General features: G+C 37.2%; 24 protein-coding genes. 10 read left to right on the forward strand and 14 right to left on the reverse strand.

Features of this window, described 5'->3' with window-relative positions:
- Window positions 1-14: 14 nt before the first annotated feature.
- The 5 genes from IEX29_RS01960 to IEX29_RS01980 all read right to left on the reverse strand — a co-directional run bounded on the left by IEX29_RS01960 (window position 15) and on the right by IEX29_RS01980 (window position 4,697).
- Window positions 15-710 (reverse strand): PIG-L deacetylase family protein, encoded by a 696-nt coding sequence (locus tag IEX29_RS01960; RefSeq protein ID WP_188732850.1) that lies wholly within the window; start codon window positions 708-710, stop codon window positions 15-17.
- Between the two features lie 80 nt (window positions 711-790).
- Window positions 791-1,744 (reverse strand): GNAT family N-acetyltransferase, encoded by a 954-nt coding sequence (locus tag IEX29_RS01965; protein WP_188732851.1) that lies wholly within the window; start codon window positions 1,742-1,744, stop codon window positions 791-793.
- 23 nt (window positions 1,745-1,767) lie between these two features.
- On the reverse strand, window positions 1,768-3,036 hold the full coding sequence (locus IEX29_RS01970) for a PTS sugar transporter subunit IIC (protein WP_077602191.1): 1,269 nt from the start codon (window positions 3,034-3,036) through the stop codon (window positions 1,768-1,770).
- A 30-nt stretch (window positions 3,037-3,066) separates the two neighbouring features.
- The gene (gene murQ, locus IEX29_RS01975) at window positions 3,067-3,957 is read right to left on the reverse strand and encodes an N-acetylmuramic acid 6-phosphate etherase (RefSeq protein WP_188732852.1); all 891 of its coding nucleotides are present in this window, start codon (window positions 3,955-3,957) and stop codon (window positions 3,067-3,069) included.
- A 596-nt stretch (window positions 3,958-4,553) separates the two neighbouring features.
- On the reverse strand, window positions 4,554-4,697 hold the full coding sequence (locus IEX29_RS01980) for a lmo0937 family membrane protein (protein WP_139344732.1): 144 nt from the start codon (window positions 4,695-4,697) through the stop codon (window positions 4,554-4,556).
- Window positions 4,698-5,028: 331 nt separating this feature from the next.
- On the opposite strand from IEX29_RS01980, the gene licT reads away from it, so the two are divergent.
- The 3 genes from licT to IEX29_RS01995 all read left to right on the forward strand — a co-directional run bounded on the left by licT (window position 5,029) and on the right by IEX29_RS01995 (window position 8,924).
- A complete protein-coding gene (gene licT, locus IEX29_RS01985) occupies window positions 5,029-5,859 on the forward strand; it encodes a BglG family transcription antiterminator LicT (protein WP_188732853.1) in 831 nt (276 codons plus the stop codon).
- Window positions 5,860-5,967: 108 nt separating this feature from the next.
- Entirely contained in the window at window positions 5,968-7,920 is a 1,953-nt protein-coding gene (locus IEX29_RS01990) for a beta-glucoside-specific PTS transporter subunit IIABC (protein WP_188732854.1), read from the forward strand.
- Window positions 7,917-8,924, forward strand: a complete 1,008-nt coding sequence (locus IEX29_RS01995; RefSeq protein ID WP_229720049.1) for an ADP-ribosylglycohydrolase family protein — start codon at window positions 7,917-7,919, stop codon at window positions 8,922-8,924. The genes IEX29_RS01990 and IEX29_RS01995 overlap by 4 nt, the downstream gene beginning before the upstream one ends.
- 291 nt (window positions 8,925-9,215) lie before the next feature.
- Here the strand turns inward: IEX29_RS01995 and IEX29_RS02000 are convergent, their stop codons facing one another.
- The 9 genes from IEX29_RS02000 to IEX29_RS02040 form a co-directional block, all read right to left on the reverse strand.
- The gene (locus IEX29_RS02000; RefSeq protein WP_188732855.1) at window positions 9,216-10,610 is read right to left on the reverse strand and encodes a serine hydrolase domain-containing protein; all 1,395 of its coding nucleotides are present in this window, start codon (window positions 10,608-10,610) and stop codon (window positions 9,216-9,218) included.
- Window positions 10,611-10,789: 179 nt separating this feature from the next.
- Complete coding sequence (locus tag IEX29_RS02005; RefSeq protein ID WP_188732856.1) at window positions 10,790-11,518, reverse strand: SIS domain-containing protein; 729 nt, start codon at window positions 11,516-11,518, stop codon at window positions 10,790-10,792.
- Entirely contained in the window at window positions 11,515-12,261 is a 747-nt protein-coding gene (locus IEX29_RS02010) for a creatininase family protein (RefSeq protein ID WP_188732857.1), read from the reverse strand. The genes IEX29_RS02005 and IEX29_RS02010 overlap by 4 nt, the downstream gene beginning before the upstream one ends.
- A 57-nt stretch (window positions 12,262-12,318) precedes the next feature.
- Window positions 12,319-13,311 (reverse strand): phosphotriesterase family protein, encoded by a 993-nt coding sequence (locus IEX29_RS02015; protein ID WP_188732858.1) that lies wholly within the window; start codon window positions 13,309-13,311, stop codon window positions 12,319-12,321.
- Window positions 13,312-13,359: 48 nt separating this feature from the next.
- Complete coding sequence (gene ulaA / locus IEX29_RS02020; RefSeq protein WP_077601685.1) at window positions 13,360-14,655, reverse strand: PTS ascorbate transporter subunit IIC; 1,296 nt, start codon at window positions 14,653-14,655, stop codon at window positions 13,360-13,362.
- Between the two features lie 20 nt (window positions 14,656-14,675).
- Window positions 14,676-14,945: a PTS sugar transporter subunit IIB gene (locus IEX29_RS02025; protein ID WP_077602189.1), complete on the reverse strand. Its 270-nt coding sequence runs from the start codon at window positions 14,943-14,945 to the stop codon at window positions 14,676-14,678.
- A 6-nt stretch (window positions 14,946-14,951) separates the two neighbouring features.
- On the reverse strand, window positions 14,952-15,392 hold the full coding sequence (locus IEX29_RS02030) for a PTS sugar transporter subunit IIA (protein ID WP_077601684.1): 441 nt from the start codon (window positions 15,390-15,392) through the stop codon (window positions 14,952-14,954).
- 21 nt (window positions 15,393-15,413) lie between these two features.
- Entirely contained in the window at window positions 15,414-17,540 is a 2,127-nt protein-coding gene (locus IEX29_RS02035) for a BglG family transcription antiterminator (protein WP_188732859.1), read from the reverse strand.
- Window positions 17,541-17,843: 303 nt separating this feature from the next.
- Window positions 17,844-18,038 carry a CsbD family protein gene (locus IEX29_RS02040; protein ID WP_373290620.1) on the reverse strand — a complete coding sequence of 65 codons (195 nt, stop codon included), beginning with the start codon at window positions 18,036-18,038 and terminating at the stop codon, window positions 17,844-17,846.
- A gap of 525 nt (window positions 18,039-18,563) precedes the next feature.
- Here IEX29_RS02040 and IEX29_RS02045 point away from each other — a divergent pair.
- The 7 genes from IEX29_RS02045 to IEX29_RS02075 are packed head-to-tail and all read left to right on the forward strand — an operon-like array spanning window position 18,564 to window position 23,598.
- Entirely contained in the window at window positions 18,564-19,295 is a 732-nt protein-coding gene (locus IEX29_RS02045; RefSeq protein WP_229720050.1) for a GntR family transcriptional regulator, read from the forward strand.
- An 11-nt stretch (window positions 19,296-19,306) separates the two neighbouring features.
- A complete protein-coding gene (locus IEX29_RS02050; RefSeq protein WP_077601680.1) occupies window positions 19,307-19,741 on the forward strand; it encodes a PTS sugar transporter subunit IIA in 435 nt (144 codons plus the stop codon).
- Between the two features lie 11 nt (window positions 19,742-19,752).
- A complete protein-coding gene (locus tag IEX29_RS02055; protein ID WP_077601679.1) occupies window positions 19,753-20,037 on the forward strand; it encodes a PTS sugar transporter subunit IIB in 285 nt (94 codons plus the stop codon).
- A 3-nt stretch (window positions 20,038-20,040) separates the two neighbouring features.
- Window positions 20,041-21,309, forward strand: coding sequence for a PTS ascorbate transporter subunit IIC (gene ulaA / locus IEX29_RS02060; protein WP_077601678.1), 1,269 nt, complete (start codon window positions 20,041-20,043; stop codon window positions 21,307-21,309).
- A 19-nt stretch (window positions 21,310-21,328) separates the two neighbouring features.
- Window positions 21,329-22,246, forward strand: a complete 918-nt coding sequence (locus tag IEX29_RS02065; protein WP_077601677.1) for a phosphotriesterase family protein — start codon at window positions 21,329-21,331, stop codon at window positions 22,244-22,246.
- A 12-nt stretch (window positions 22,247-22,258) separates the two neighbouring features.
- Complete coding sequence (locus IEX29_RS02070) at window positions 22,259-22,864, forward strand: bifunctional 4-hydroxy-2-oxoglutarate aldolase/2-dehydro-3-deoxy-phosphogluconate aldolase (RefSeq protein WP_077601676.1); 606 nt, start codon at window positions 22,259-22,261, stop codon at window positions 22,862-22,864.
- A 2-nt stretch (window positions 22,865-22,866) separates the two neighbouring features.
- Entirely contained in the window at window positions 22,867-23,598 is a 732-nt protein-coding gene (locus IEX29_RS02075) for a creatininase family protein (RefSeq protein WP_077601675.1), read from the forward strand.
- Window position 23,599 lies beyond the last annotated feature (1 nt).

Here is a 23,599-nt window from a genome sequence, read left to right on the forward strand (position 1 = left end):
ATCCTCCCACCTTATTAATGTAAATAGTCTTGTTTCCTTGTCGCGAGCATAAACGCTTTAGAAGAAAGATTTCTATTACCAACTTCTATTGCTCTCATTGTTGCCATGGTTCGGTAATAATCTTGATATGGAACGTTCGCTTCATTTGCTCTAAATAATTCATAATGTGAAACTGCTTCAAACCATTGATTAAATGTGTCTTTAATATCTACATAAATTTGTGGAAGAAATCCGTTTAAATCTTCACAGTTCTCTCCAAAGTATACATGCTCCACATGGTGAGGTTCTTGCTCTGTTTTGACATTTGGATTTCCCGCCATTTTCACAGCTGTCAGGACCATATCATGTGTCAGGACATGACGCGGGTGAAGGCTCCCTCTCCAATGAGTAACGATAATATCTGGTTTTTCTTCTCTAAACAATTTACAAAGGTCCATTTCCATCTCTTCTTGGGGAGGTAATTGGCCGGCTACGTAGCCAGTCCAAATTGATTTTGCTCCCATCGCTTCAGCAACTTTAGGCATCTCCTCTTCCAACTGTCTTCCATATTCCTCTGGTGTTTTATTCTTATTTCCTCTTTCCCCCCTTGTAATATGCACGAACGAAGCCTGATGACCTTCTTTCGTATACTTAATGGAGACTGGGCCCGCCATTAATTCGGCGTCCAAGGCATGTGCTCCGATTGACATAATATGATGTTGTTTCTTCAATTTAAATCCTCCTAGTCAATATTATTTTTAAAATATTCAAATGAAACCTGCTAAAAACCGCGTGATAAGGTAGTTAACTTTTATTTAATCTTTTTTATTATTGCATGACGTTTCATGACTTTCATGCCAGCCCGATCGTAAAAACGTTGGGCACCTCCATTTGTCCAGGCAAGCCAGACATGATAAATTCCTCTGCTGTACATGTCCCACAGCATTTCATAAAACAAAACACTTCCTATTTTTTTCCCACGCATTTTTTCTGACACCCCAAAGGGGCCAAAATGCCCTTCCAAATCGTCAATAGCACGCTGACAATAACCCACAATGTTTGAATGATGGTCTATCGCTAAGAGGATGCGTTCTTCACCTTTAAATTTCTCTAAAGTTTCACGGACATTTCTTACCCATCCACCTGAGAAATTCTCTTTTAGAAACTCTATGAGGGAAAGTGTGTATTTCTTAGAAAAAGGAATAACCTGAATATCATGTTCTTTCTTCAAGCCATCCCTTATCCCTTTGATTTCCTCGGGAATGGTAAAATTGTATAAAACCATGTCCATCCCCACCGCTTCTCCTAACGTTTCATATCCAAATGATTCGAAAAATGGAATTGAACCGCTGTAAGCATCCTTGTCAGGGCCAGGGAAGAAATAATTCGGACTATAGGCACCAAGTGTTATATTTGTTTTTCCCAGGTTTTCAAACTTTTCCTCGATAATTTTCACTAACTTAGATCCAATTTTTTTCCGTTGATAGTCCGGATGGACAAACATCACTGGAATCCATGCTCGTTCTGGCTCCATCCCCCGGTCCTCATAGGGATATTTGCGAACCATTCCTAGGCAGTAACCAATCACTGAGCCATTTTCATTCTCTGCAACCAAGCATAATTCCGGATCAAAATTTGGATCTAATAATATTTTTTTATGGAAGATATTTGAACTAACCGGATCTTTCGTTAGACATTGATTCCACACTTTAATAACTTGCTCTTCATCATCATCTCTATAATTTCTAATCTTCACAGAGTCCATTTCTTCATCACCTCATCTTAAAATTAATCCGTACTTTGCTTTTCATTTTCATACTGCTCTTTTAATGTCTGTTTTTCTAAAACCTTATAAAATGGAAGCCAAATAAAGAACATAATGACAAGGTTAACAGTCGCAAGCAAAGCGCCTGCCCAGCTTCCCCCTGTTCCAAGATAGCCAGCAATAGGCCCTGGAACTGTAAATGGAATTGCAGCAAAAGGTGCTGGCACAAGTCCAATAGAAATTATGAAGTAGCTGAATATAAACAGGAATAAGTGACCGAATACCCATGGAACAAATAGAATAGGATTTAAAACTATTGGCAGCCCAAACATAATCGGTTCTGCAATATTAAAGATGGATGGAGCAAGTGCTAACTTTCCTAAAGTTTTATATCTTTTAACCGCTGACATCAACATGAGAACAACTAACGGCAACGGACTTACTCTGACAAATTCAGCCATAAATTGTGCACTGGCAATGTAAGGGACCGTTTCCCCTGCGTCTGCAGCTGCAGTATTTGCTCCTAGCATGTCTATCCAAACAGGTGTCATTACTGAACCAACTACATTACTTCCGTGAATTCCAACAAACCATAGGATACGATCAACAAAAAAAGCACCAAATTGGGCGACAGCGCTTGTCCCTCCTGCAATGATTGGTTCAAATCCAGCCATAATCACAGCAGCAACATCAACTTGAAGTATATAACGCAGAACCCACCAAAGCACCATGGTAGCGAATACTGGTATTAAAGCAGTAAAAGCATTTGTAACCATCGGCGGTACACCCTCAGGCATTTTTATAACAATGTCTTTTTTAATTAAGTAACGATGAATTTCTGTACTGATAATTGCAACAATAATAGCTGTAAACATACCAGTACTCCCAAGATTATCTGCTGGTAAATAGGTACCTATCTCCTCGCTTACACCAACAGGGAATAGAATTAAAAAACTAAACAAACTAATCATAGCACCTGAAAATGGATCTACCTTTTCACCGTGCTGACTATAAAAACTTGACAAAAAATACCCTATTCCTGTTGCAAGACCAATAGACAGCAGCCCCATCGTTGCGTTATTTGCACTGGACAAATGTCCAGAAATTGGTTCAATCAAATTTTGCCAGGCTTGGACCGGAAAAGAACCTAAAAGTACAAAAAACGATCCAAGAATAATAAATGGCATCAACGTTATAAAAGCTTTTTGGATTGAGTCAAGGTATCTATTTCTAGATATCCGTATTAAAGGTGGAGCAACTTTTTCCTCAATAACATACGTTAATTTCTCCATCACTGCCACAGTGATTTCACACCTTTCTTTTTATTTTTCTATTGTCTTATGGATAGAACCTTCTGTTTTCTTCAAACACTCAACTGCCTCATCATAGGATAAATCAGTCAATAGCATAATAATGGCTGTCTTTGTTTCATAGTTTGCCATTTTGAAATATGCTTCGGCTGTTGAAAAATCGCATTGGGTTGCTTCCATAATAATTTTTTTTGCTCTTTCTTTAAGTTTTTCATTAGTTGGCTGCAAATCTACCAGTAAATTTTGATATGTTTTTCCAACACCAACCATTGACGCTGTTGACAGCATATTTAAAATCATTTTTTGCGCCGTCCCCGCTTTCAATCTTGTTGAACCGCTTAAAACCTCCGGCCCACAATCAACCTCAATTTTTGTTTTAGCAACTCTTCCAATTGTAGAGTTCCTATTATTACTGACAGCAACAGTGGCTGCACCAATATCATTAGCGTATTGAAGACCGCCTATGACATATGGTGTTCGTCCACTTGCTGCAATGCCAACTACAATATCTGAATCCGTTAAATGAATAGATTGTAAATCATTCCTGCCTAATTCTTCATTATCTTCCGCTCCTTCTACTGCTTGAATAAAAGCCTCGTTACCTCCAGCAATTAAGCCAATAACCTCTTTGGGATCTGTTCCAAACGTTGGAGGACACTCAACAGCATCAAGTAAGCCAAGTCTTCCACTGGTCCCTGCGCCTAAGTAAATCAGTCTGCCACCAGATTTTAATGAAGTAATAATATTATTTACAGCTTCTGTTATATATAGGATATTTTCTTTTATAATGTAAGCTACTTTAGCATCTTCACCATTCATGATTTTCAAGAATGCTTCTGTTGACATCTCATCAAGATTCATAGTTTTCTCATTTCGCTTTTCTGTAGTTAAATCGCCAAGCATTTCTTCCCTCCTTTTTGTAAGCGCTTTATTAAATTGATTACAATTTATTTTATACCACTTGAAATAAAAATTCAATATATTATATAAAACTTTTGAATTTTTATTTCATATTTGGTTTTTCCCACTACAAAAGCAAAATATAAATTAAGTGCAGATGTTGCGACTTGTATGTATCATTTAAGCCCAGATAAACTGGACATTACTGACTGATCAGCCTTCATTTATAATTTTAGAGCTCCCTCTATTCTTAAAGCTGGTATCTCAGTTGCAATGCATTAAAAAAAGCTCGTCTTTTCAGACAAGCTTTAACCTTTTAAACTCCATGTTAAGCATTCTTGGATACTTTGATAAGGGGTAATATTTTTCACTGGTACTCAAGATACCGGGCGAATAATACCTCCTAATCTCGAATACCATTTAACACATTTTTAGACTCATAAGGTTTACTATTTTTCTTTTCTGTCTTTTTTTGAGAACGATTAACAATTTCTATCCGCCTAATTATCTTATGTATAATCTACTAACTTATATATGGGGGGATAATAAAGATAATTAATCCCCCCGCAGTTTCACCTCTTCGTTTTAAAAACTCCTATCTAAGGCGCCCGCCCAGTTAAAAGCTTGACAATCAGTATGATTAAAGCCACAACCAGTAATATATGAACAAGATTTCCGGCTACTCCTCCAATGAAGCCCAGCAGCCATAAAACTAAAATGATAACGATAATCGTCCAAAGCATCGTCTGACCTCCTCACTTCTTCTTTCAATTACAATTCCCCGTTCTTATTTTTTGTAAACAAAAAGTTTATAATTACGTTGCTTGTCAGAAATGGTGCATATCTCCATTTCTGACAAGCAACGAACATAATTTCAACTTTTTTAATATTGACAAGTAAGCGTTTTATGTTTAAGATTTAACTATAATTAAATAATCTAAATTAATCTTTGAATTGTAACTGTATCTCACAGGCAAGATCAAATTAATGTATGGCACTTTATTTAACTGTGCCTATATTAGTTGGTCTTGTTTTTTCATTTTTATAGTTTATTGATGGGGAGGTGAATTCATTTTGAAACTTAAGAAAGTTTATAATAATAATGTTGTGCTCGCTGAAAACTCCCGAAATCTGGAGCATATTATTATCGGCAGAGGAATTGCTTTTAATAAGAAGATTGGAGATCAAATAGAAGATTCTATGATTGAAAAATTATTTGTTTTGCAATCTGCTCAAACGATGAATAGTTTTTTTAAACTATTAGATGAAATTCCTATTAATCACTTAGAGTTGACAAATAGAATGGTAGAAGCTGCTGAAAAAAAATTAGGTGTAAAATTTGATGAGAGTGTCTATATAGGCTTAGCAGACCATATTACTTATGCATTAGAAAGAAATAAAAATCATACGAAAATTAAAAATGAGTTGCTATGGGAGATAAAACAATTTTACAAAAAAGAATATGAAGCAGCTTTAGAATCATTGAAAATCATACATTACTATGAAAATATGATGTTATCTGAAGATGAAGCAGCTTTTATTACACTTCATTTTGTAAATGCCCAACAAAATGGTCAAGAAATGCAACAGACAGTATGGAGTACAGAAATTATTCATGACATTATAACTATGATACGCTTTCATTTTAAAATGGAGCTCAACGAGGATTCCTCCTATTTTTCTCGTTTTGTATTACATTTAAGATTTTTTTTGAGAAGAGTTTTTGCGGGTGAGTTTCCCTCTTCAAAAAATTTCAACTTGCTTGAGGATATTGATATAAAATATCCAAAGCTATCTGCTTGTGTTGATAAAATCATAATATATTTAGAAAAACGATTAGAAATAAAAATCCATAATGAAGAGAGATTCTACTTGATTCTTCATATTAATCGAATACTTAATTAAATAAATGAAAATTGTAACTGTTAAATCAGGCAATACTTAATAAAAGTGATTCTTCACTTTTATTAAGTATTGCCTTTTTTATATAAAAAATTTGGAGGAGGTTTATTTATGGGGAAATTTGATGATCTATCCCATTTTATTATCGAAAATGTTGGTGGAGAAGATAATATTATTGGATTAACACATTGTATGACAAGGTTACGTTTTAGTTTAAATGATTACACGCTTGTCAATGAAGCAAAGTTAAAGGAAAACAAAGCGATTGCAACAGCTCAGAAAGCAGGAGGACAATATCAAGTTGTTATTGGCACTCATGTAGGAGATGTCTATAATTCTATTTTAGAAAAAATAGGAACCCAAAAAACAATTGAAAATGGGGAAAAGAAGGGAACTATTAACTCCATTATAGAAATAATTACAAAAGTTATAACTCCAGTTTTGGGAGTATTACTCGCATGTGGATTAGTCCAAGGTGTTCTCATGATACTAACATTCTCCGGCTTATTACAAGAAACCGACGGAGCTTATATTATTCTAAACGCAATGGGACAGTCCATTTTTTATTTTTTCCCTGTGATTCTTGGTTACACCAGTGCAAAGGCGTTTAAATTAGATCCAGCAATAGGGATTATTATCGGAACAATTCTCGTTTTTCCAGGTATGACGGAGAGCTTAGCAAGTGGTGACGTACTAAAGACACTTTTTGAAGGATCATTCATATCTACACCTGTTTACCAAACATTCTTTGGTGTCCCTATTATGTTTCCGGCTAATGGATATGCATCAACAGTCATTCCGATTATTTTTATTGTGTATTTTGCATCGAAAATCAATCAGTTTTTAAAAAGAAAGATTCCCTCTGTGATGGCTTTCACGCTGGTTCCTTTTTTAACAATTTTGATTACACTTCCTATTTCTTTATTAATTATTGGACCTATTACAAATATGTTAAGTGAGCTTATTTCAAATGGTTTTTCCGCACTTTACGGAGTATCAACCATTTTAACATCATTTCTTGTAGCACTTATATATCAACCATTGGTCATTCTTGGATTACATTGGCCGTTAATTACATTAGGTATTCAAAATCTGGGCAGTCATGGTTCTGATTATATTTTACCGATGCTATTTACTGCTTCTTTTGCCCAAACCGCTGTTGTAGCAGCTGTATATTTTAAAACAAAGTCAAGAGCCCAAAAAGAAATTGCTATTCCAGCATTAATTTCTGCTTTATTCTGTATCATTGAACCTGCAATCTATGGTGTTACACTTCCAGTAAAAAAACGTTTTGTATTTTCTATGATTGGCGGAGCTATTGGTGGAACTTTTATTTCAATACTGGGAGCTGATTTTTATGCAGGTGTTGTTGGCATATTTGGTTTTGTCTCATTTTTAAATCCTAGTGGTGAGTACTCAGGTTTAATTATTTCAATTATTGGCGTACTCATTTCAATGATTATTTCATTCTTATTGACTTATTTTACTTTTAACGAAGAAGCGGGGCCAGAGGAAGAAAAAAAAATGAAACATGAAGTGTCTGGATTAGGAGAAATTGTTATTCACTCTCCTTTAAAAGGCAATGTTACAGAGTTAGAAAACGCAACAGACTCTGCCTTTGCAAATGGATTATTAGGAAAGGGGATTTTATTTTATCCAGAAGGAAACCAAATTATAGCCCCTTTTGATGGAGAAGTTACAACAATTTTCCCAACAAAGCATGCTGTAGGGATTACAAGTACGGATGGAATAGAAATGCTTATTCATGTTGGAAAAGATACTGTAAATTTACAAGGAAAATACTTCAAAAAATTAAAAGAACAAGGCGATTTTGTAAGGAAAGGTGAGGCTATTATCGAATTTGAATTAGATGCGATTAAGAATGCAGGTTTTAGTGCTGAAACACCGGCAGTCATTACGAATGCAGATCAATATGAAAATATTTTAATTGTAAACTCCGATTTCATTGATTATTCAGGAGAAATAATGTCAATCCAATTAAAAGAGTATGAAAATAGAAGTCGTATAGGTGATTTAGCGAAGGATGGAGGGAATATGGCTTGACAAACAATAGTGAATTATTAAGAAGAATAAAAGGTATTTTAATGGGGGGAGCTGTTGGTGATGCTTACGGTATGCCAACAGAATTTTGGACCTATAATCAAATAAGAAGAAGTTTTCCGAATGGAATAAAAACTTTATTGCCATCTTTAGAAAATCAATTAATTCCAAGGAATTTGCCAGCTGGTTCTATTACTGATGACACAATTAATACAGTCATGATTTTAGAATCCATTGTCAAAAACCAAGGGAAATTAAATGCAATGGATTATATTAACCATTTGATAGAGTGGATTTCTAACGCAAAAGATTCCAAATTAGTTTCTGGCCCCTCAACACTTAAAGCTGTACAAGCAATAAAAAAAGGAGTTCCTGTTAACAATACAGGGTATGGTAATACAACCAATGGTGCAGCAATGAAAATTTCACCAATCGGTCTTGTATCTGATTATAAGCATTTAGATAAGCTGATGGAAAATGTTTTTGAGATATGTTTACCAACGCATAATACAGAAATAGCAGTATCAGGAGCATGCGTTGTAGCAGCCTGTATTAGCTATGTTGCTGCTGGTGGAAAAGACATTGATGAAATTTGGGAAATTGCTGTTAGAGTAGCTGAAGAATCTAAAGGGTATGGAGCTGAATTTCCAAGTCCATCTCTATCCTTCCGAATTCAATATGTGCATAAGATTGTTCATAATTGTATTGAGGAAGACGCTATTACACGAATTGTTAACGAGTTGGGGACTGGTGTTGAAACGATTGAATCTATTCCTGCAGTTTTGGCAGTTGTACAGCTTGCTAAGGGAGATCCAATGAAAGCTGCAAAAATCAGTGCAAGTTTAGGAGCTGATACTGACACTATCGGTGCTATTTCAGCAAGTATTTGTGGAGGGATAACTCCGTTTTTTGATGAAGGTGATGTATCGACAATTGAAGAAATCAATTCCTTAGATTTTTCTAAACTTGCGGAGAAAATACTTCCATTCTCACCATATTATACCTAGATAGATATTTTGATTTTCCGATGAATAAGTGAATTAATCATATACTAACAGGAATAATGGTTAAAAAGCGGTAATTCATTTTAGGGTTGAATACTGCTATTGAATAGAACTAACTAAGCCGTCTTTTTGAACCACTCAAGTAAGTGAACAATAGGCATGGTACCTCCATCATAAGTTGGTGAAGGTACCACCTTTATTTTATTATCACAACATTAGCATCAGGAGAAAATAAATTAATACAAGGTAACCATGTGTTTTTAGTTACTGTATTTGGCTTCTTGATAGCGTATTTCAATCCACTTTTTCCAGTACTCTCTTCCCAATAAGAACAGAAGTCACATGATCTCCGTTCCTTGAAAAATAAATCCTCTCTCCTGTTTCAGCTATAAAATCATTTTCAGATATCGGGTAAAAGCAAGTAGCGAGCTCATTTCGATTTAAGTAAAGCAAATTATTTTGTATGGATACCGAAGCCTTATTTCCTTCTCCTGATTTATATAATCCAGAAAAGATACTTAAATCCAATGATTTATCAGACAGCACCTGACTTTTGTTGAATAGCTCTGCTGCCGGTATTTCTAAAATAGTATTTAATACAGAGACTAATATTTTCTCTGCCGGGACATCAGCCATATTAACCAAAATGGAAGCTGATATTCCTTTTTCTCCGATAACTTGAAAATTAGAAGAGACGCCCTTTACACTGCCTCCATGCCCAAACCGGGTGTATTCTCCGATAGAATTTATTTCAATCCCATAGCCATAATCCCCGCCATTAAGCAAACGAAAAGCAGTTGAAGTCATTTTTTTGATCATATTCTCTGCTATAATCTTTTTGCCATAGAAATTGCCATTTAAACGCAGCAGCTCTACAAATTTCATTAAATCTTCGGCAGATGTTTTCCATGATCCATTCGTATAAATATCACCTACATCCCACCAGGCCGGCGAGTGAAAAACACCTGATTGCTTTTCTTTATAGGCATATAATTCCGTTACATTTTCTTTATTCGCAATCGACTCAGTAAGGAAAAAGGAATCTTGCATATCGAGCGGGAAAAATAATTTTTCTTCTACATATTTGATAAAAGGTGTTCCGCTAGCCAATTCAATTATTTTTTGCAGCATCCCGAACCCTTCATTGGAATAATTAAATACTTTTCCAGGGGGGCCAAGCAATTCGAACTCCATATTGCTTATTTGTTCAATCAATTCATCCGCTGTTTGTATGATAGTCTGCTCATCCGGATTCCATTTACCAAATAAAAATTCACCATCCGGATCATTTCTTATACTTCTGATACGGGCATTGTGAATGGAAGGTAATCCCGGCAATCCGCTGGTATGGGACATAAGGTGTCTGATTTCCAGCTGTTTCGCGTAATCTTCCCTTGGCCATTTCAAATTGGGCAGCCATTTTATCACCTTATCTGTGCTATTTAATTTACCCTCCTCCTCCAGCATCATAATCGTAAAACATGTCAAAGATTTGGTAATAGAAGCCAGGCCAAACACAGTATCCTTTGTAACAGGTAGCTTTTCGTCTACATTTCTATATCCATAATAATTTTCATATACACTTTTGCCATTTCGGTATACGGAAAGTGCCATACCGGGGATTTTTAATCCTTTACAGGTTTCGTTCAACTCATCGTTCAACTTGTCTTTGATAGATTCAGATATCATGATTAAAGTCTCCTTATGTATTGTTTAATATAAAATAAGCCGTTAGTGTTGTATTTATTTTATCTAATAATATGAAACAATACTAATTTTCGATTTCCAAAGCTTTTTGATATTAAAAAATCCTTTATATTGAACAGCCGGAATCTCTAGCTGAATCCAATATAAAGGAAATATGATTTTTAAAGGTTTACCCGTTCTCTATATCTGTCAATCAGAATTTGGTTGTGTGCGTCTGATCCTTCCAGGTTTCCACTTAAGAAAATAGGAGGTTCATAATTGTTTTCTGCCATCTGCTTGATAGACGCTGCAAAAACAGCATTTAATATAGCCGCACCAATTACAGTAGAGCTAGGTGAGAATTTTATTTTTACTTTTTCATGTGACAGAAGTGCATCTCCGATTGGTGCATGATTATCAATAACTAAGTCCACTGCATCATACAGATACTCCCCGCTGTCATGACGTGATGGCTGACTGGATGAATATGCAATGGAAGTAATACCGATTACAAAAGCACCTTTATCTTTAGCCATTTTTGCTGCGTCAACCGGTACAGGGTTTCTTCCAGAAGTGGAAAGAACAATGACAATATCCTCTGGACGGATATCCTGCTCCTCCATAAAAACCTTGGCGTAATCATTTTTTCTTTCCAAGTCTGATGAGCGGACAGCACCTTCATGAAGCATCAGCGGCTCATGAAAAATAGGATGGATTGGAACCAGTCCGCCCGCACGATAATAGACTTCCTCCGTTAAAATATGCGAATGCCCGCAGCCGAACAAATGAATAATTCCACCATTTTGAATAGCCTCTGCAACTTTTTGGGCTGCGTCTGCCATTGCCTTCTTTTCTTCTTTTTCTACTGTTTTCAGTAAATCTGTAATTTGATTAAAATACTGATGGATCATGATAATCCTCCTCTCTGCTTTATCTCTCCTAAACTTTCCATCATGCTGATTATATTTTCTAAAGCTATATCGATAATATATTTTCCCTTTTCCTCCGTTGCTAGACTGGCGTCTCCTAACACCGCTGACTCTGTGAAAGCCTCCCATGGTGTAGGCGTAGCATCAGCATACATCGGTATATCAGGTGTATCGGCAGGAGCTTTATCCATATTTACGAATTCGGGCGCCAGATAAAGCATGTAAGATGTTTCTATCTCATCGGCATGGAAATAAGTATTGTGAGAAGCATTTTTATCACGAATTTCAGCTGCAGCCTTATTCATGCCTGGATAAAAGAAATAGAATACACGTAACTCCGGACAAGATTCATATAATTCACGGGCTGCCTCTTTTAAAGCAGTCTGATTTCCCAAGTGCCCATTCACCATGGCAAATGTTTTAAATCCTTGTTTATACAGACTTTCTCCGATATCAACCAGAAATGCGATAAGGGAGCGATTACTTATATTAATACTCCCCGGAAAATCACGCAGACTCCACACCTGACCATAAGGTAAAGTAGGCAGTACCAGTCCGTTCACACGTTCCGCTATTTTTTGTGACAAACGTTCTGCAAGAATATTATCTGTTCCAAGCGGTAAGTGTGGTCCGTGTGCCTCTACTGCACCAATTGGTAAAATAGCAATTTTAGATTGATTAATTTTCTCCTTTACCTCAAATGAATTTTCATATTGGAATTCCATTTTTTCATCTCCTGAATTTTCATCTATCACTTTAAAGTTTAAATGGTTTACAACACTCTATTTTTTAAATGTAAAGCAGCGGGCCGGATTTTGAATAAAGAACTTATCGATTAATTTCTCACCATCAAATCCGTTTTTATATGCCTCATCAATAAAGCGCGGCACCCATTTCCCAATGATATATTCCAGTCCTAATCCATAGTCATAATACTTGTAATAGGACTTTCTTGCTGTATCCCCACTGACGAGAATCTGATCTTCATACCCTTTTTTAACCAGATCCAATATACATTGAATACGTGTACTTTCCGGAGCATATTTAATTTTTGAAATACCATCAAAGGAAAGATATGCACCTGTTTGTGCAATTTGCTCATGATAGTAAGGGTCCGGATTACGATCCATATGTCCAAAGCTCATATATTCCAGATTAACGTTTTCCTTTTGCAGCAGTTCTATTTGTTCGAGTCCCATCGTCCCGGCTTCTGTATGGGAATGCATCGGGGCTTTTGTTTCATGGTGCGCAATCGCTACTGCGCGCAATGTTTTTTCTTCTAAAGGTGTTATTCGGTTATAACCGGTACCAAATTTCACCTGTCCGCCTCTTATTCCAGTACCTTCTAACCCTTCTTCTATTTCACGAATGACAAAATCAGCCAGCTCATTAACCGATTTTGCATCAATCCATTGATAATACGTCGCATAATCCCCGGTCACTTTTTTAACATGCTCTGGTATTGACGCATCCCAGAGAAAGCTTTTATTAAATCCAGCTGTACCAATAATCGTAATCCCTGTCTCTTCCGCAATTTCCTTCACTGCTTGAATATCACGTCCATAATCTACAGCAGTCGCATCCACAATTGCCTGTCCGCCAAGCTTTTGAAAATCCAGGACATCCAGTTTTGACTTCTCTTTATCATCCAGAAGCAAATCATCCTTTTTCTGCTCGACCCAGTATGGCGGCCGGCAGACGATATGTTCATGCGAATAGGTAAATCCTAATGTTGATGGCTTTATATCACCGTGAATTGTTCTGATAAAACTCATTGGAATCACTCCAGTTAATCATTTTTTGTTAAAATATTTCCCTTTATTTTAGAAGAGTAGCTGTGCTAAAAGCCGAATGATCGGCCCCAATATAAACATATCTGAATCAGCTGCCCACATGGCCGTATCTGGAACAGTACCTGGCAAAAGCATTTTCACCATGATAAATTGTCCCCATGCAACGACTGTAGCGGTAATAAATCCGCCCATGACAGCTCCTCTGACACCACCTGTTGCATTTCCGAATACGCCGGCAGTTGCAGAGTGAAAGAACAACACAATCATTGTCGGTACGAATACATAACTAACGGTATTCCCTAAAACAACTAACCAGATTAAAGCTCCGACAAACGCTCCAAGGAACCCTAAAATAACGGCATTCGGTGCAAAGGGAAACACAACCGGACTATCCAATGCAGGCTTTGCTCCCGGCACAATTTTAGTTGCGATCCCTTTAAAAGCAGGGACCATTTCCCCGATAAACATACGTACCCCTAAAAGAACAACCGCAATACCTGCTGCAAATGTGAAGGATTGAATAATTGCATATACAATAAAGTTCTGTTCTCCAGCAGCTGCCACCAGCTCTTGTGCTCCCGGTGTATCTTTAAACGAAATAATAATTGCTCCGACTAAAAATAACAGTCCCATTGTCAACGCTGTAATAACATTTGAATCTCTTAAAAACTCCAGTCCTTTTGGCAGTTTAATTTTTTCAGAGTCATTTTCTTTGTTACCAAGATACTTACCTGCTAAAGCACTTAATAAAGAAACAGAAGCAGACGTATGACCGAGGGCAATATTATCGTTGCCCATAATTTTCCGCATGAATGGCTGTGTTAATGCAGGCTGAATGGTCCAGTATAATCCCATAATAATCGCCAGGAAGATGACCAGCTTAATAAAGGAAACATCTCCAACTGTTTGAATCACAATTCCTGCGAAAATGGTCGTCGTCCAAAACATCATATGTCCAGTCAAATAAATGTATTTCAGCTTCGTAAATCTGGCTAAGAGAACATTTATTACAAAGCCTAGTGTCATTGCCAAAGTAACCGCACTTCCATACCTTGCGTTAAACACTTCCTGCCCCATAAAACTTCCAAGCGGCTCTTCTGATAAATTAAATACTTCCTTCCACAGCGGTTCAAACACTGTCAAAGCACCGGTAATGACGCCTGCTCCAGCGGAGATAATCAAAAATCCAATGATAGCTTTAAATGTGCCGCTAATTACCTGACTGGTGCTTTTTTTCTGTAAAAGTAATCCTAAAAGAACGATAAAGCCCAGCAACATTGCTGCCTGTCCAAAAATATTTGTGGCAATCCAGAAAATTACGTCCATTGTAATCCCCTCCTATTTGTTTAATTCACCAGATTTTCATCTATTACTTTATTGATTTCATCCATGTCAAAATAGTTATTAACAATAAGAATTTTTGCCTGATGATCTGTCAAACTCTCTGCCAATTCATTGCCGGTAATGATATAATCCGCTCCCATATTGGATGCGGAGGAAACATCCGTATGTTCCACGTCAGCACTGATTCCCCTATCTGCTAATGCCTGCTCTACATTCATTTTTAAAATCAGACTTGTTCCCTGGCCTAATCCACAAACTGCTAATACCTTTATCATCATTCATCGCTCCATTTCCACTATATTTTTTATTTCTTCATACGTTGTTGCATGTGTTAATTTTTCTATATTTACAGGATCGTTAAGAAGCATTGTAAGCTTCCGGAGCAGTGTTAAATGCTCGTCACTGGATGATGCGCCTAAACCAAATACAAGACGGACCGGATCATTGGATGAATGTCCAAATTCTATAGGATTCTTTAATTGCACCAGGGAGACAGATGCTTCCTTTACCCCATCCTCCGGCCTTGCATGCGGAATAGCAATGTGGGGTGCCAAAACAAAATATGGTCCGTTTTCTTTATACGCATTTTTCATTGCTTCAATATATGATCCCTCTATAAGCTCATCCTCTGCTAAGAGGTCACCAGCAGCTTCAATCGCTTCATAAGCATTAGAAACCTCCACACCAAACTTTACGATACTTTCTTCTAAAAACTTCATAATCTATTAACCACCTGCCCTTTACTGCTGATTGGCTTCCGTTGAATAGCGCTGTATCCAATCCACGATAGCCTGTTTATCTCTGGTTGCTATAATTTCTTTCTTTATCTCTTTATTGGAAAACAGCTTTGTTAACTGTGATAAGGCTTTTAAATGCTGTTCGTTATCTTTGGAAGCCAATATGACGATAATTGCTGCCGGTTTCCCTAACATATCTACTGGTTCTTCCAGATGAAGCATACTCATCCCTGTTGTAATCACACCGTCATCCGGATTGGCATGAGGAAGTGCAAATTGATCAGATATTACAATATAAGGACCTGATTGATGCACATTTTCAATCATCTTATATAGATAGTTTTCTTTAATATATCCTTGCTTCAGCAATGGCTCAGAAGCGATTTTAATCGCATCCTCCCATCCTTGAGCCTGTTTTTTCAATACCATTCTGTCAGGAGGCAACAGTTCCATTAAATCGGGCTTTTCTGTTTTACTTCCGGTATGAAAAGGCGAATAAAGATAACTTCGAATCTCTTCAGAAAGTAATTCATTATGCTCAATAACCGCATATTTTCTTACAATGTCCATAAGTGTCTCAACAGAATAAATCTGATTGCCCTGTGAACAATTGAACAAACTATTTACTCTTTTTAATAGCTGCTCCTTTTCCTTGTTGTCCAAAACCGGATCAACGACAAATACTGGAATACCACGATTGGGAAGAGGAATAGTTGAAACGATAAAATCTGCTTCTAAATTCATTTTTTCATATTCTCTTAATGAGGTAACACCAATCATCTCCACATCAGAGAACAATCCTTCAAGCTGACTCTCCAGCAGTCTCGATGTTCCCAGTCCATTCGTACAGACGATAAGCATCCTTGTCCGGGTTTTCTCCAGCTGAACTCCTTCCTTACGAAGCCAGCCGCCAAAATGCATGGCAAGAAAAGCTATTTCATTTTCATTGATTGGCTGACCAATTACATTTTCGAAATGGTGCACAACTTTTTTTGTCAAATGGAAAACTTCCGGATAATTTCGTTTAACCGAATCACACAAAGTATTTTCAATCTCAATTCCATATTTCATGCGATAGAAAGCCGGCTTCACATGCAGAAGTAAATTTTGAATCATTTGTTCAGAATCACGAAACTCAATCGCAGCATACAATTGAAAATCACGAATCATCTTTTTTACTACTTGAAGCAATGTGTTCATTTCCCCACTTTTAAACTGTGGACTAAAGTTGTAATTCACTTTGGCACCAAGGAGGTATTTCGAAAAATAAAATCGTTCATCTAAAGGTATCTCTATCTTTAAGGCTGCTGATAAATTATGACATAACGCACTTATTCCTCTATATTCATCCGTTGCTTGGATAACTTCTTTTTCAACAACATCCACTTCAACAGATTCTTCTTTTGCAATCCGTTTCAAAAAGAAATGGAACCAGACAACAATATTCGTTAACACTTCATCCGTAAGTTCAACCATAAATTGCTTTTCATACTCATTTAACAATTGATTTAACAACTGCATCCACGAAAGATTGAATATAGAGTAAGGTTTATACGCCTGATTTCCAGTGTTTATTGGTGTATTAAATAAATTGGTTAGATAGTTATACCATCCTTCTTTTGGTATAACTATAGATAAACAGTGAATCAGCACTCTCCTGATATCGTTTTCATTTCCTTCTAAAGTGTAACCGGCTTTGCGTTGCGGATATAAGTGCAGTTGGTACGTTACTAGTTTGTCCTTTAATTTTCTTATATCCTCTAATGCGGTATTTCTGCTCACTTGAAAAAGCTCCCGAATATCCTCCAGAAAATATGCCTTATCTCCTCCAGTCAGATGAAGATAAATCCATGCCTGTCTTTCTTCAGCAGAGAATTCATAATACATTACTTCAGGTGCAGTAAAATTGGCCAGAATTTCCTTTTTCGCTTCTTTTTCTATATATAGGCCTTGCCCTCTCACTTGTTTCACTGCACCAAGATGATTTTCGCTCAACCAATCATTGATCTTATCGAGATCACTATAAATGGTACGTCGTGATACATTTAACATTGCTGCAAGTTTCTGAATAGTAATGTATCCATTCTGTTTCAATAACTGATTTAAAACCGCCATACTGCGCTGATCCATTATTCGACACCTCCAATCTGCCTTTTAAAATTAGTATGTGCCGTTATCTTTATTATAGTAAGAACTTATTATTACAGTAAGACCAAATGAACCACAGGGAATTTTGTAAAAATGGGCGGAAGTTCTAAGGCATTTTTCAGAAGCAATAGGACACGCCTTTTCCATATTGCTTCTTCAGCATACTCTTAGTTGTTCTTTTAGACATAATAAACGCTCCCTTTATAATAGACAGAGAATTTTTTATGATTCCCTGTCCCACTATAAAGAGAGCGTATCAAACCCGAAGTGAGAGCTTATTTTTATTTATCGTTGTTCATCAGAGTCATTTAGCGCATCCTTGACATCACCTTTTTTATCTTTCGCTGCACCTTTGGCTTTATCGGCTTTACCTTCTGCCTGTTTTTTCTTATTATCTGTTACTTTTCCAAATGCCTCTTTGGCTTCTCCTTTTACTTTGTCTCCTGCGCCTTTTACTTTATCTTTAAATCCATCACTCATGTTCATCAACCTCCTAATAGCTTTAAAAAGAAATTTCTTTATACTAATTGTTTACCACGAAATTATTGATGTAAACATAAATCCTAAGCTCCAACCCGAAACTCCCGTCTGAATGAGAATAATAACTATCTATCATTATTCGCCCTATAAAACACATGTAAAAGCAAGGAAATATATTCCATTGTCATTAATTGATTCGTATCTGCCAAAAATTTGTATGATGCGTTTTCTATCTCTTCGAACATAATATTACAATATTACCTCTACTAATTTTTCTTGATTATATTATATAGAGTAAACACTTCCAGGCTGTATCTCCTTTCTTCACTAGCTGATGAAATGGAACTGAGCGTAGCAAGAAGATTTATCTGATCTTCCAATAATTGTTCAATTGAATAAAATTACTATCTTAAATATTTATTTTATATAAAACGTTTACAAAAGGTCATCCTCATGTTATATTCATCATAATCAATAATATAAAACACCCTAAAGATTATAATGAATTTAGAAAGGAGAGCAGATATGCCAACACCTTTATATAAACAAGTAAAACAAACTATTTTAAAAGAGATTAATCATCATATGAAAGAAGGTGATCTACTGCCAACAGAAGGAGAATTGGAAAAAAAGCATGACGTCAGCAGAATAACAATCCGCAAAGCAATCGATAGCCTGGTGACTGAAGGGTATGTCGAAAAAATTCAAGGAAAAGGAACATTCGTTAAGTCTACAAAGATTGTACAGGATGCCGGCAGTATCACAAGCTGGACAGAGGAAATGCACTTAAAAGGAAAAAAACCGGATACTGTCAAGCAACACATTTATGAGGTAAGCCCTTCTTTAAAAATGAAAAGAAAGCTTAATTTACAGCCGAATGAAAAAATCATATGCGTAGAAAGAATCCGTTTGGCTGATGGGGAACCGCTCGCACTCATGTTTAACTATTTACGTGAAAAGTATATCCCGGGTTTTTTAGAAAATGGGTTTACAAGAGAATCATTATACGAAGAGCTTGAAAAAAATTACGATATTGTTTTGGAGGATGCAACAGAACAAATTAAAGCCCGGTTAGCAACAGATTTAGAAGCATCCAGACTTGGTATATCACCTGAAGATGCTGTTATGCATATAACCAGGACTACTTTTTTACCTAATGGAGCTCCATTTGAAATGGTTGAGATGGTCAGCCGATCAGATAAGTACGAGTATCATATAAACGTATCTGGAAGAAATAAAAATAAAACAATCAGATAGGAATGGTTTGGATGACATTATTAAAAGAAAAAGCCGTGGAATTGGATGTGGAGTTGGAGAATGCTGTCGACGCTATCCGCTTAAGTGGTGAATTACTGGTTGAAACAGGATGTGCCACCCAGGAATATACAGAGGCAATGATAGAAGGATATGAGAGAGTCGGGCCCTATATTGTTATCGCACCAGGTATCGCTATTCCTCATTCCCGGCCTGATAACGGAGCACTTCAATCCGGTTTTTCACTTATCCGTTTAAAACAACCCATCTCTTTCGGTCATGAGAAAAATGATCCGGTCAAGCTGGTCTGTGCTATTTCAGGGATTGGCGATAATGGCCATATCGAAATGCTTCAAAAAATTGCGATGGTTCTCGGAGATAAAGATAAATTTAATAAGATTATGCATGCGAAAGATTATGATGAATTATCAAAAATAATAACAATTTAGGAGTGAACAATATGTATATTTTAAGTGTGTGCGGTATGGGATTTGGGACAAGCTTGATGTTATTAATGGATATTCAGTCAATGGCAAAGGATCATGGCTATACAGTTGAGGGAGAAGCAACCGACCTCGGCAGTGCAAAAGGAAAAAGTTGCGACTTGATTGTCGCTTCAAGTGAAATCGCTGCCAGTCTGACAGGTGAAGAAGTTCCCGTTGTTGCTATAGACAACTTACTTGATAAAGATGAAATAAAAGAAAAAGTACTTCCATTGATTGAGAGGCTATCCAAGGAGGGATAAATCATGTTAGATGTATTTGTTTCCATTTTAAGTAACCCGTCTATCATTATTGCTATCATTGCCGGTCTAGGCTTGGTTGCATTGCGAAAATCAGCCTCCGATGTTATTAAGGGAACAATGAAAACATTATTTGGGTTCCTGATACTTCAACAAGGAGCGAACATAATTGTCGGTTCATTGGTTCCCTTCAGTACAATGTTTACAGAAGCTTTTGGATTAACAGGTATTGTTGCTGAAGACAATGCAATTGCTGCAGCAGTTCAAACTGTATTAGGAAAAGAAACCGCATTCATACTGATCTTTTCTTTCTTAATTAATGTAGCGATTGCCCGTTTCACAAAGTTCAAATATATATTCCTTACTGGTCATATGATGTTTTCTTTTGCGGCAACCATGGCTATTGTATTCAGCCAAATGGGACTGTCTACGACGATGACTATTATCTGGGGGTCTATTGTTCAGGGTATTTCCATGGTATTCTTCCCGGCTATCTCTCAATCTTCCGTCCGGAAAGTTATCGGTAACGATAATGTTGCTTTTGGTTTTTGGGGGAGCTCCTGGATTTCTTTATCCGGCTGGATTGGAGGAATCTTTGGAAACAAAGAACAATCTACTGAAGACGTCAAGGTACCAAAATCCCTCGACTTCTTAAAAGATATGAGTATTTTAATGGGGATTATAATGGTTCTGGTCTATGTGATTACAGCCAGTTTCGTAGATAGTCAGGTTATGAACGAAATTTCTGGAGGCGTCAATCGGTATCAGTTTGTTATTTTTGAGGCATTAGGCTTTGTAGTAGGGATTCTTATCCTGTTAATGGGTGTTCGCATGTTTCTTGGAGAAATTGTCCCTGCATTTAAAGGAATTGGTGAAAAAATCGTTCCTGGTGCAAAACCTGCATTGGACGTCCCTATCTTTTATTCTTATGCCCCTGTAGCAGTTACTATAGGATTCCTTACAGCATTAGCCGGCGGTTTAATTGTAACTTTTATGTCCAGCTTTTTACCAGTGGCAGTCCTCCCGTCAGTTATAGGGCTGTTCTTCATGGGTGGAGCTGCCGGAGTATTCGGAAATGCCCGGGGCGGATTACGCGGAGCTGTTATTAGCGGCTTTTTCCTGGGATTCACTTTTTCCCTATTGGTAGCTTTGGCATACCCGCTGATAGGGTTAAGTGAATATGGTATCGGCGGCTTATGGTTTGCCTCTCCAGATGCTATTATTGTCGTTATTTTAATTAAGCTGGTTGGCTTATTATTTGGAATTGGATTCTAAGAAAAGAGGAGTGAATGTAATGAGTAAAAAAATAAGGACTGTTTTAGGAGATATTAATAAAGAAGATTTGGGATTCACATATAGTCACGAGCATTTATGGACGAATCCCCCTGCTTCTCAAAAAGACCGTGATTTAGAACTCACAGACTATGAAGCAAGCGTAAGTGAACTTTGGAGATTTCAAAAAGCAGGCGGGAATGCACTAGTTGATGCTACGACACTTGATTATGGCAGAGATGCTTCTAAACTCGTACAAATGTCTAAAGAAACAGGGGTAAATGTCGTTGCCACTTCAGGGTTCAATAAACATATTTACTTTCCAAAATGGGTAGATGCGTTGACCATCGATGAAATTAAACAGAAGTTAATAAGAGATGTAACCATTGGGATGGATGGTACAGAAGCAAAAGCCGGCTTTTTAAAGTCAGGCGCCTGGAATCAGCTTATTCATCCGTTAGAAGAAAAAGTGACCAGAGCAGTTGCACGTGCACAGCTTGAAACAGGTGCACCTGTTTGGCTCCATACTGAAGCAGGGACGATGGGATTAGAATTATTAGATATTTTAGAAGAAGAAGGCGTTGATTTAAACTTGGTAGGCGTCGGGCACAGCGATAGAAACGCTGATCCTTACTACCATTTAAAGCTTGCAGAACGAGGAGCTTATGTACAATTTGACGGCACAAGTAAAATTAAATACTATCCGGACAGCACTCGTGTGGAATTAATCAAAAATATGATTAACAATGGTTTCGCTCATAAATTACTGATTTCTGCTGATATGGGACGCCAATGCTATCTTCATGCATATGGCGGCGGACCTGGATTTGAGTATATTCTAAAAAAATTCATCCCCCGATTATTAGATGAAGGAATCAGCCAGTCTGATATTGATACGATATTTATCGAAAATCCAGCAAATTGGCTTGCACACTTTTAAGGAGCGGTAAAAATGACACAACTAATTGCGATTATACGTGGCGTAGAAGCTGAGAATATACTTGAAATTACTGAAGGGCTGCTTGAAGCTGGGGTCGATACGCTCGAGGTTTCATTAAGCAATGAACAGCAAGGCCTGGAATGTATTCGTACTATTAAAACTGCCTATGGAAACCAATTGAACCTGGGAGCAGGGACAGTAATTTCTGAACAGCAGGCAGATAAAGCATTAGAAGCCGGCGCAACATTTTTAATTACTCCTGGCTGGGATAAAGAGCTGGCGAAGTATATTTTATCAAAAGAGATTCCTATTTTCCCTGGTGTTTTCTCACCAGGGGAGATCATGCAAGCTGCCAGCCTTGGAATCGAAACGGTGAAACTGTTCCCAGTTTCTGATTTGGGGACCAGCTTTATCAAAAATGTAAAAGGGCCATTTCCTAATATGAATTTTATGGCAGTAGGAGGAGTTACGCATAACAATATTGCAGCATTAAAAAATGCTGGGTGCTCCTACTTTGCAATTGGAAGTGATCTTGTTCCAAGAGGAGCAACGAAAAAAGACAAAGAAAAAATAAAGACAAATGCAGAAGGATATATAAAACTTCTTGAGGAGGTGTAGCTATGGGACAAGCGAAAGAAATCTTAAATATGACCCGGGATGAAGTAGCCGCTGCAGTAAAAGAATATCCTGTCGCTATCCTCCCCCTCGGCGCTACAGAACAACACGGACATCATTTACCATTAGGTGTTGACGTTTATTTGGCGGAAGGAATCTCCAGAAAACTTTCTGAGCAGACAGGCGCGCTTCTCCTTCCCACGATGCCTTTTGGTTATTCCTGGGTATGGAGAAACATCCCGGGAACCGTTTCAATTCAACAGCATCATGTAGAAAGCATTATTAAGGATGTTGCTCACAGCGTAGCAAGATATGGCACAAAACTTCTTATACTTGTGAACGGACATGATGCCAACAATTCCAGTATGAAGTATGCTACCAGGGAACTTATGGATGAATTAGATATGACTGTTATCTATTTGTTCTATCCAAATATGGAGAAAATAAGAAATGAATATTGTGCCTCGCCTACCTGGTACGGCATGATTCACGCATGTGAATTTGAAACCTCTTTAATGCTGGCACTAAAACCGGAGCTTGTAGATATGGAGAAGGCTGTACGTGAATTTCCTGAAAAACCAGATTTATACGGGATGTCCACTATTTCACTAGGGGATTTAAGCAAAAGCGGTGTTTTCGGTGATGCAACAATTGCCAGTAAAGAAAAAGGAGAACGAATGCTTGAGGTTTTTGTAAATGATATGAAAGAGCTTATAAAAGAGGCTTATCCTGATTAAT

It is taken from the genome of Oceanobacillus neutriphilus (assembly GCF_014645515.1).
Lineage (GTDB): Bacteria > Bacillota > Bacilli > Bacillales > Amphibacillaceae > Oceanobacillus > Oceanobacillus neutriphilus.

Coding starts and splice junctions, on each gene's coding strand:
- IEX29_RS02015 (WP_188732858.1), bottom strand. CDS start 13,311: ATGAGTTTTATCAGAACAATTCACGGTGATATAAAGCCATCAACATTA.
- murQ (WP_188732852.1), bottom strand. CDS start 3,957: ATGCTTGGCGATTTAACTACAGAAAAGCGAAATGAGAAAACTATGAAT.
- IEX29_RS02035 (WP_188732859.1), bottom strand. CDS start 17,540: ATGGATCAGCGCAGTATGGCGGTTTTAAATCAGTTATTGAAACAGAAT.
- IEX29_RS02000 (WP_188732855.1), bottom strand. CDS start 10,610: ATGATATCTGAATCTATCAAAGACAAGTTGAACGATGAGTTGAACGAA.
- IEX29_RS02045 (WP_229720050.1), top strand. CDS start 18,564: ATGCCAACACCTTTATATAAACAAGTAAAACAAACTATTTTAAAAGAG.
- IEX29_RS02010 (WP_188732857.1), bottom strand. CDS start 12,261: ATGGAATTCCAATATGAAAATTCATTTGAGGTAAAGGAGAAAATTAAT.
- IEX29_RS01980 (WP_139344732.1), bottom strand. CDS start 4,697: ATGCTTTGGACGATTATCGTTATCATTTTAGTTTTATGGCTGCTGGGC.
- IEX29_RS01970 (WP_077602191.1), bottom strand. CDS start 3,036: ATGGAGAAATTAACGTATGTTATTGAGGAAAAAGTTGCTCCACCTTTA.
- ulaA (WP_077601678.1), top strand. CDS start 20,041: ATGTTAGATGTATTTGTTTCCATTTTAAGTAACCCGTCTATCATTATT.
- IEX29_RS01990 (WP_188732854.1), top strand. CDS start 5,968: ATGGGGAAATTTGATGATCTATCCCATTTTATTATCGAAAATGTTGGT.
- IEX29_RS02055 (WP_077601679.1), top strand. CDS start 19,753: ATGTATATTTTAAGTGTGTGCGGTATGGGATTTGGGACAAGCTTGATG.
- IEX29_RS02070 (WP_077601676.1), top strand. CDS start 22,259: ATGACACAACTAATTGCGATTATACGTGGCGTAGAAGCTGAGAATATA.
- IEX29_RS01965 (WP_188732851.1), bottom strand. CDS start 1,744: ATGGACTCTGTGAAGATTAGAAATTATAGAGATGATGATGAAGAGCAA.
- IEX29_RS02030 (WP_077601684.1), bottom strand. CDS start 15,392: ATGAAGTTTTTAGAAGAAAGTATCGTAAAGTTTGGTGTGGAGGTTTCT.
- IEX29_RS02050 (WP_077601680.1), top strand. CDS start 19,307: ATGACATTATTAAAAGAAAAAGCCGTGGAATTGGATGTGGAGTTGGAG.
- IEX29_RS02065 (WP_077601677.1), top strand. CDS start 21,329: ATGAGTAAAAAAATAAGGACTGTTTTAGGAGATATTAATAAAGAAGAT.
- IEX29_RS02005 (WP_188732856.1), bottom strand. CDS start 11,518: ATGATCCATCAGTATTTTAATCAAATTACAGATTTACTGAAAACAGTA.
- IEX29_RS02075 (WP_077601675.1), top strand. CDS start 22,867: ATGGGACAAGCGAAAGAAATCTTAAATATGACCCGGGATGAAGTAGCC.
- ulaA (WP_077601685.1), bottom strand. CDS start 14,655: ATGGACGTAATTTTCTGGATTGCCACAAATATTTTTGGACAGGCAGCA.
- IEX29_RS02040 (WP_373290620.1), bottom strand. CDS start 18,038: ATGAGTGATGGATTTAAAGATAAAGTAAAAGGCGCAGGAGACAAAGTA.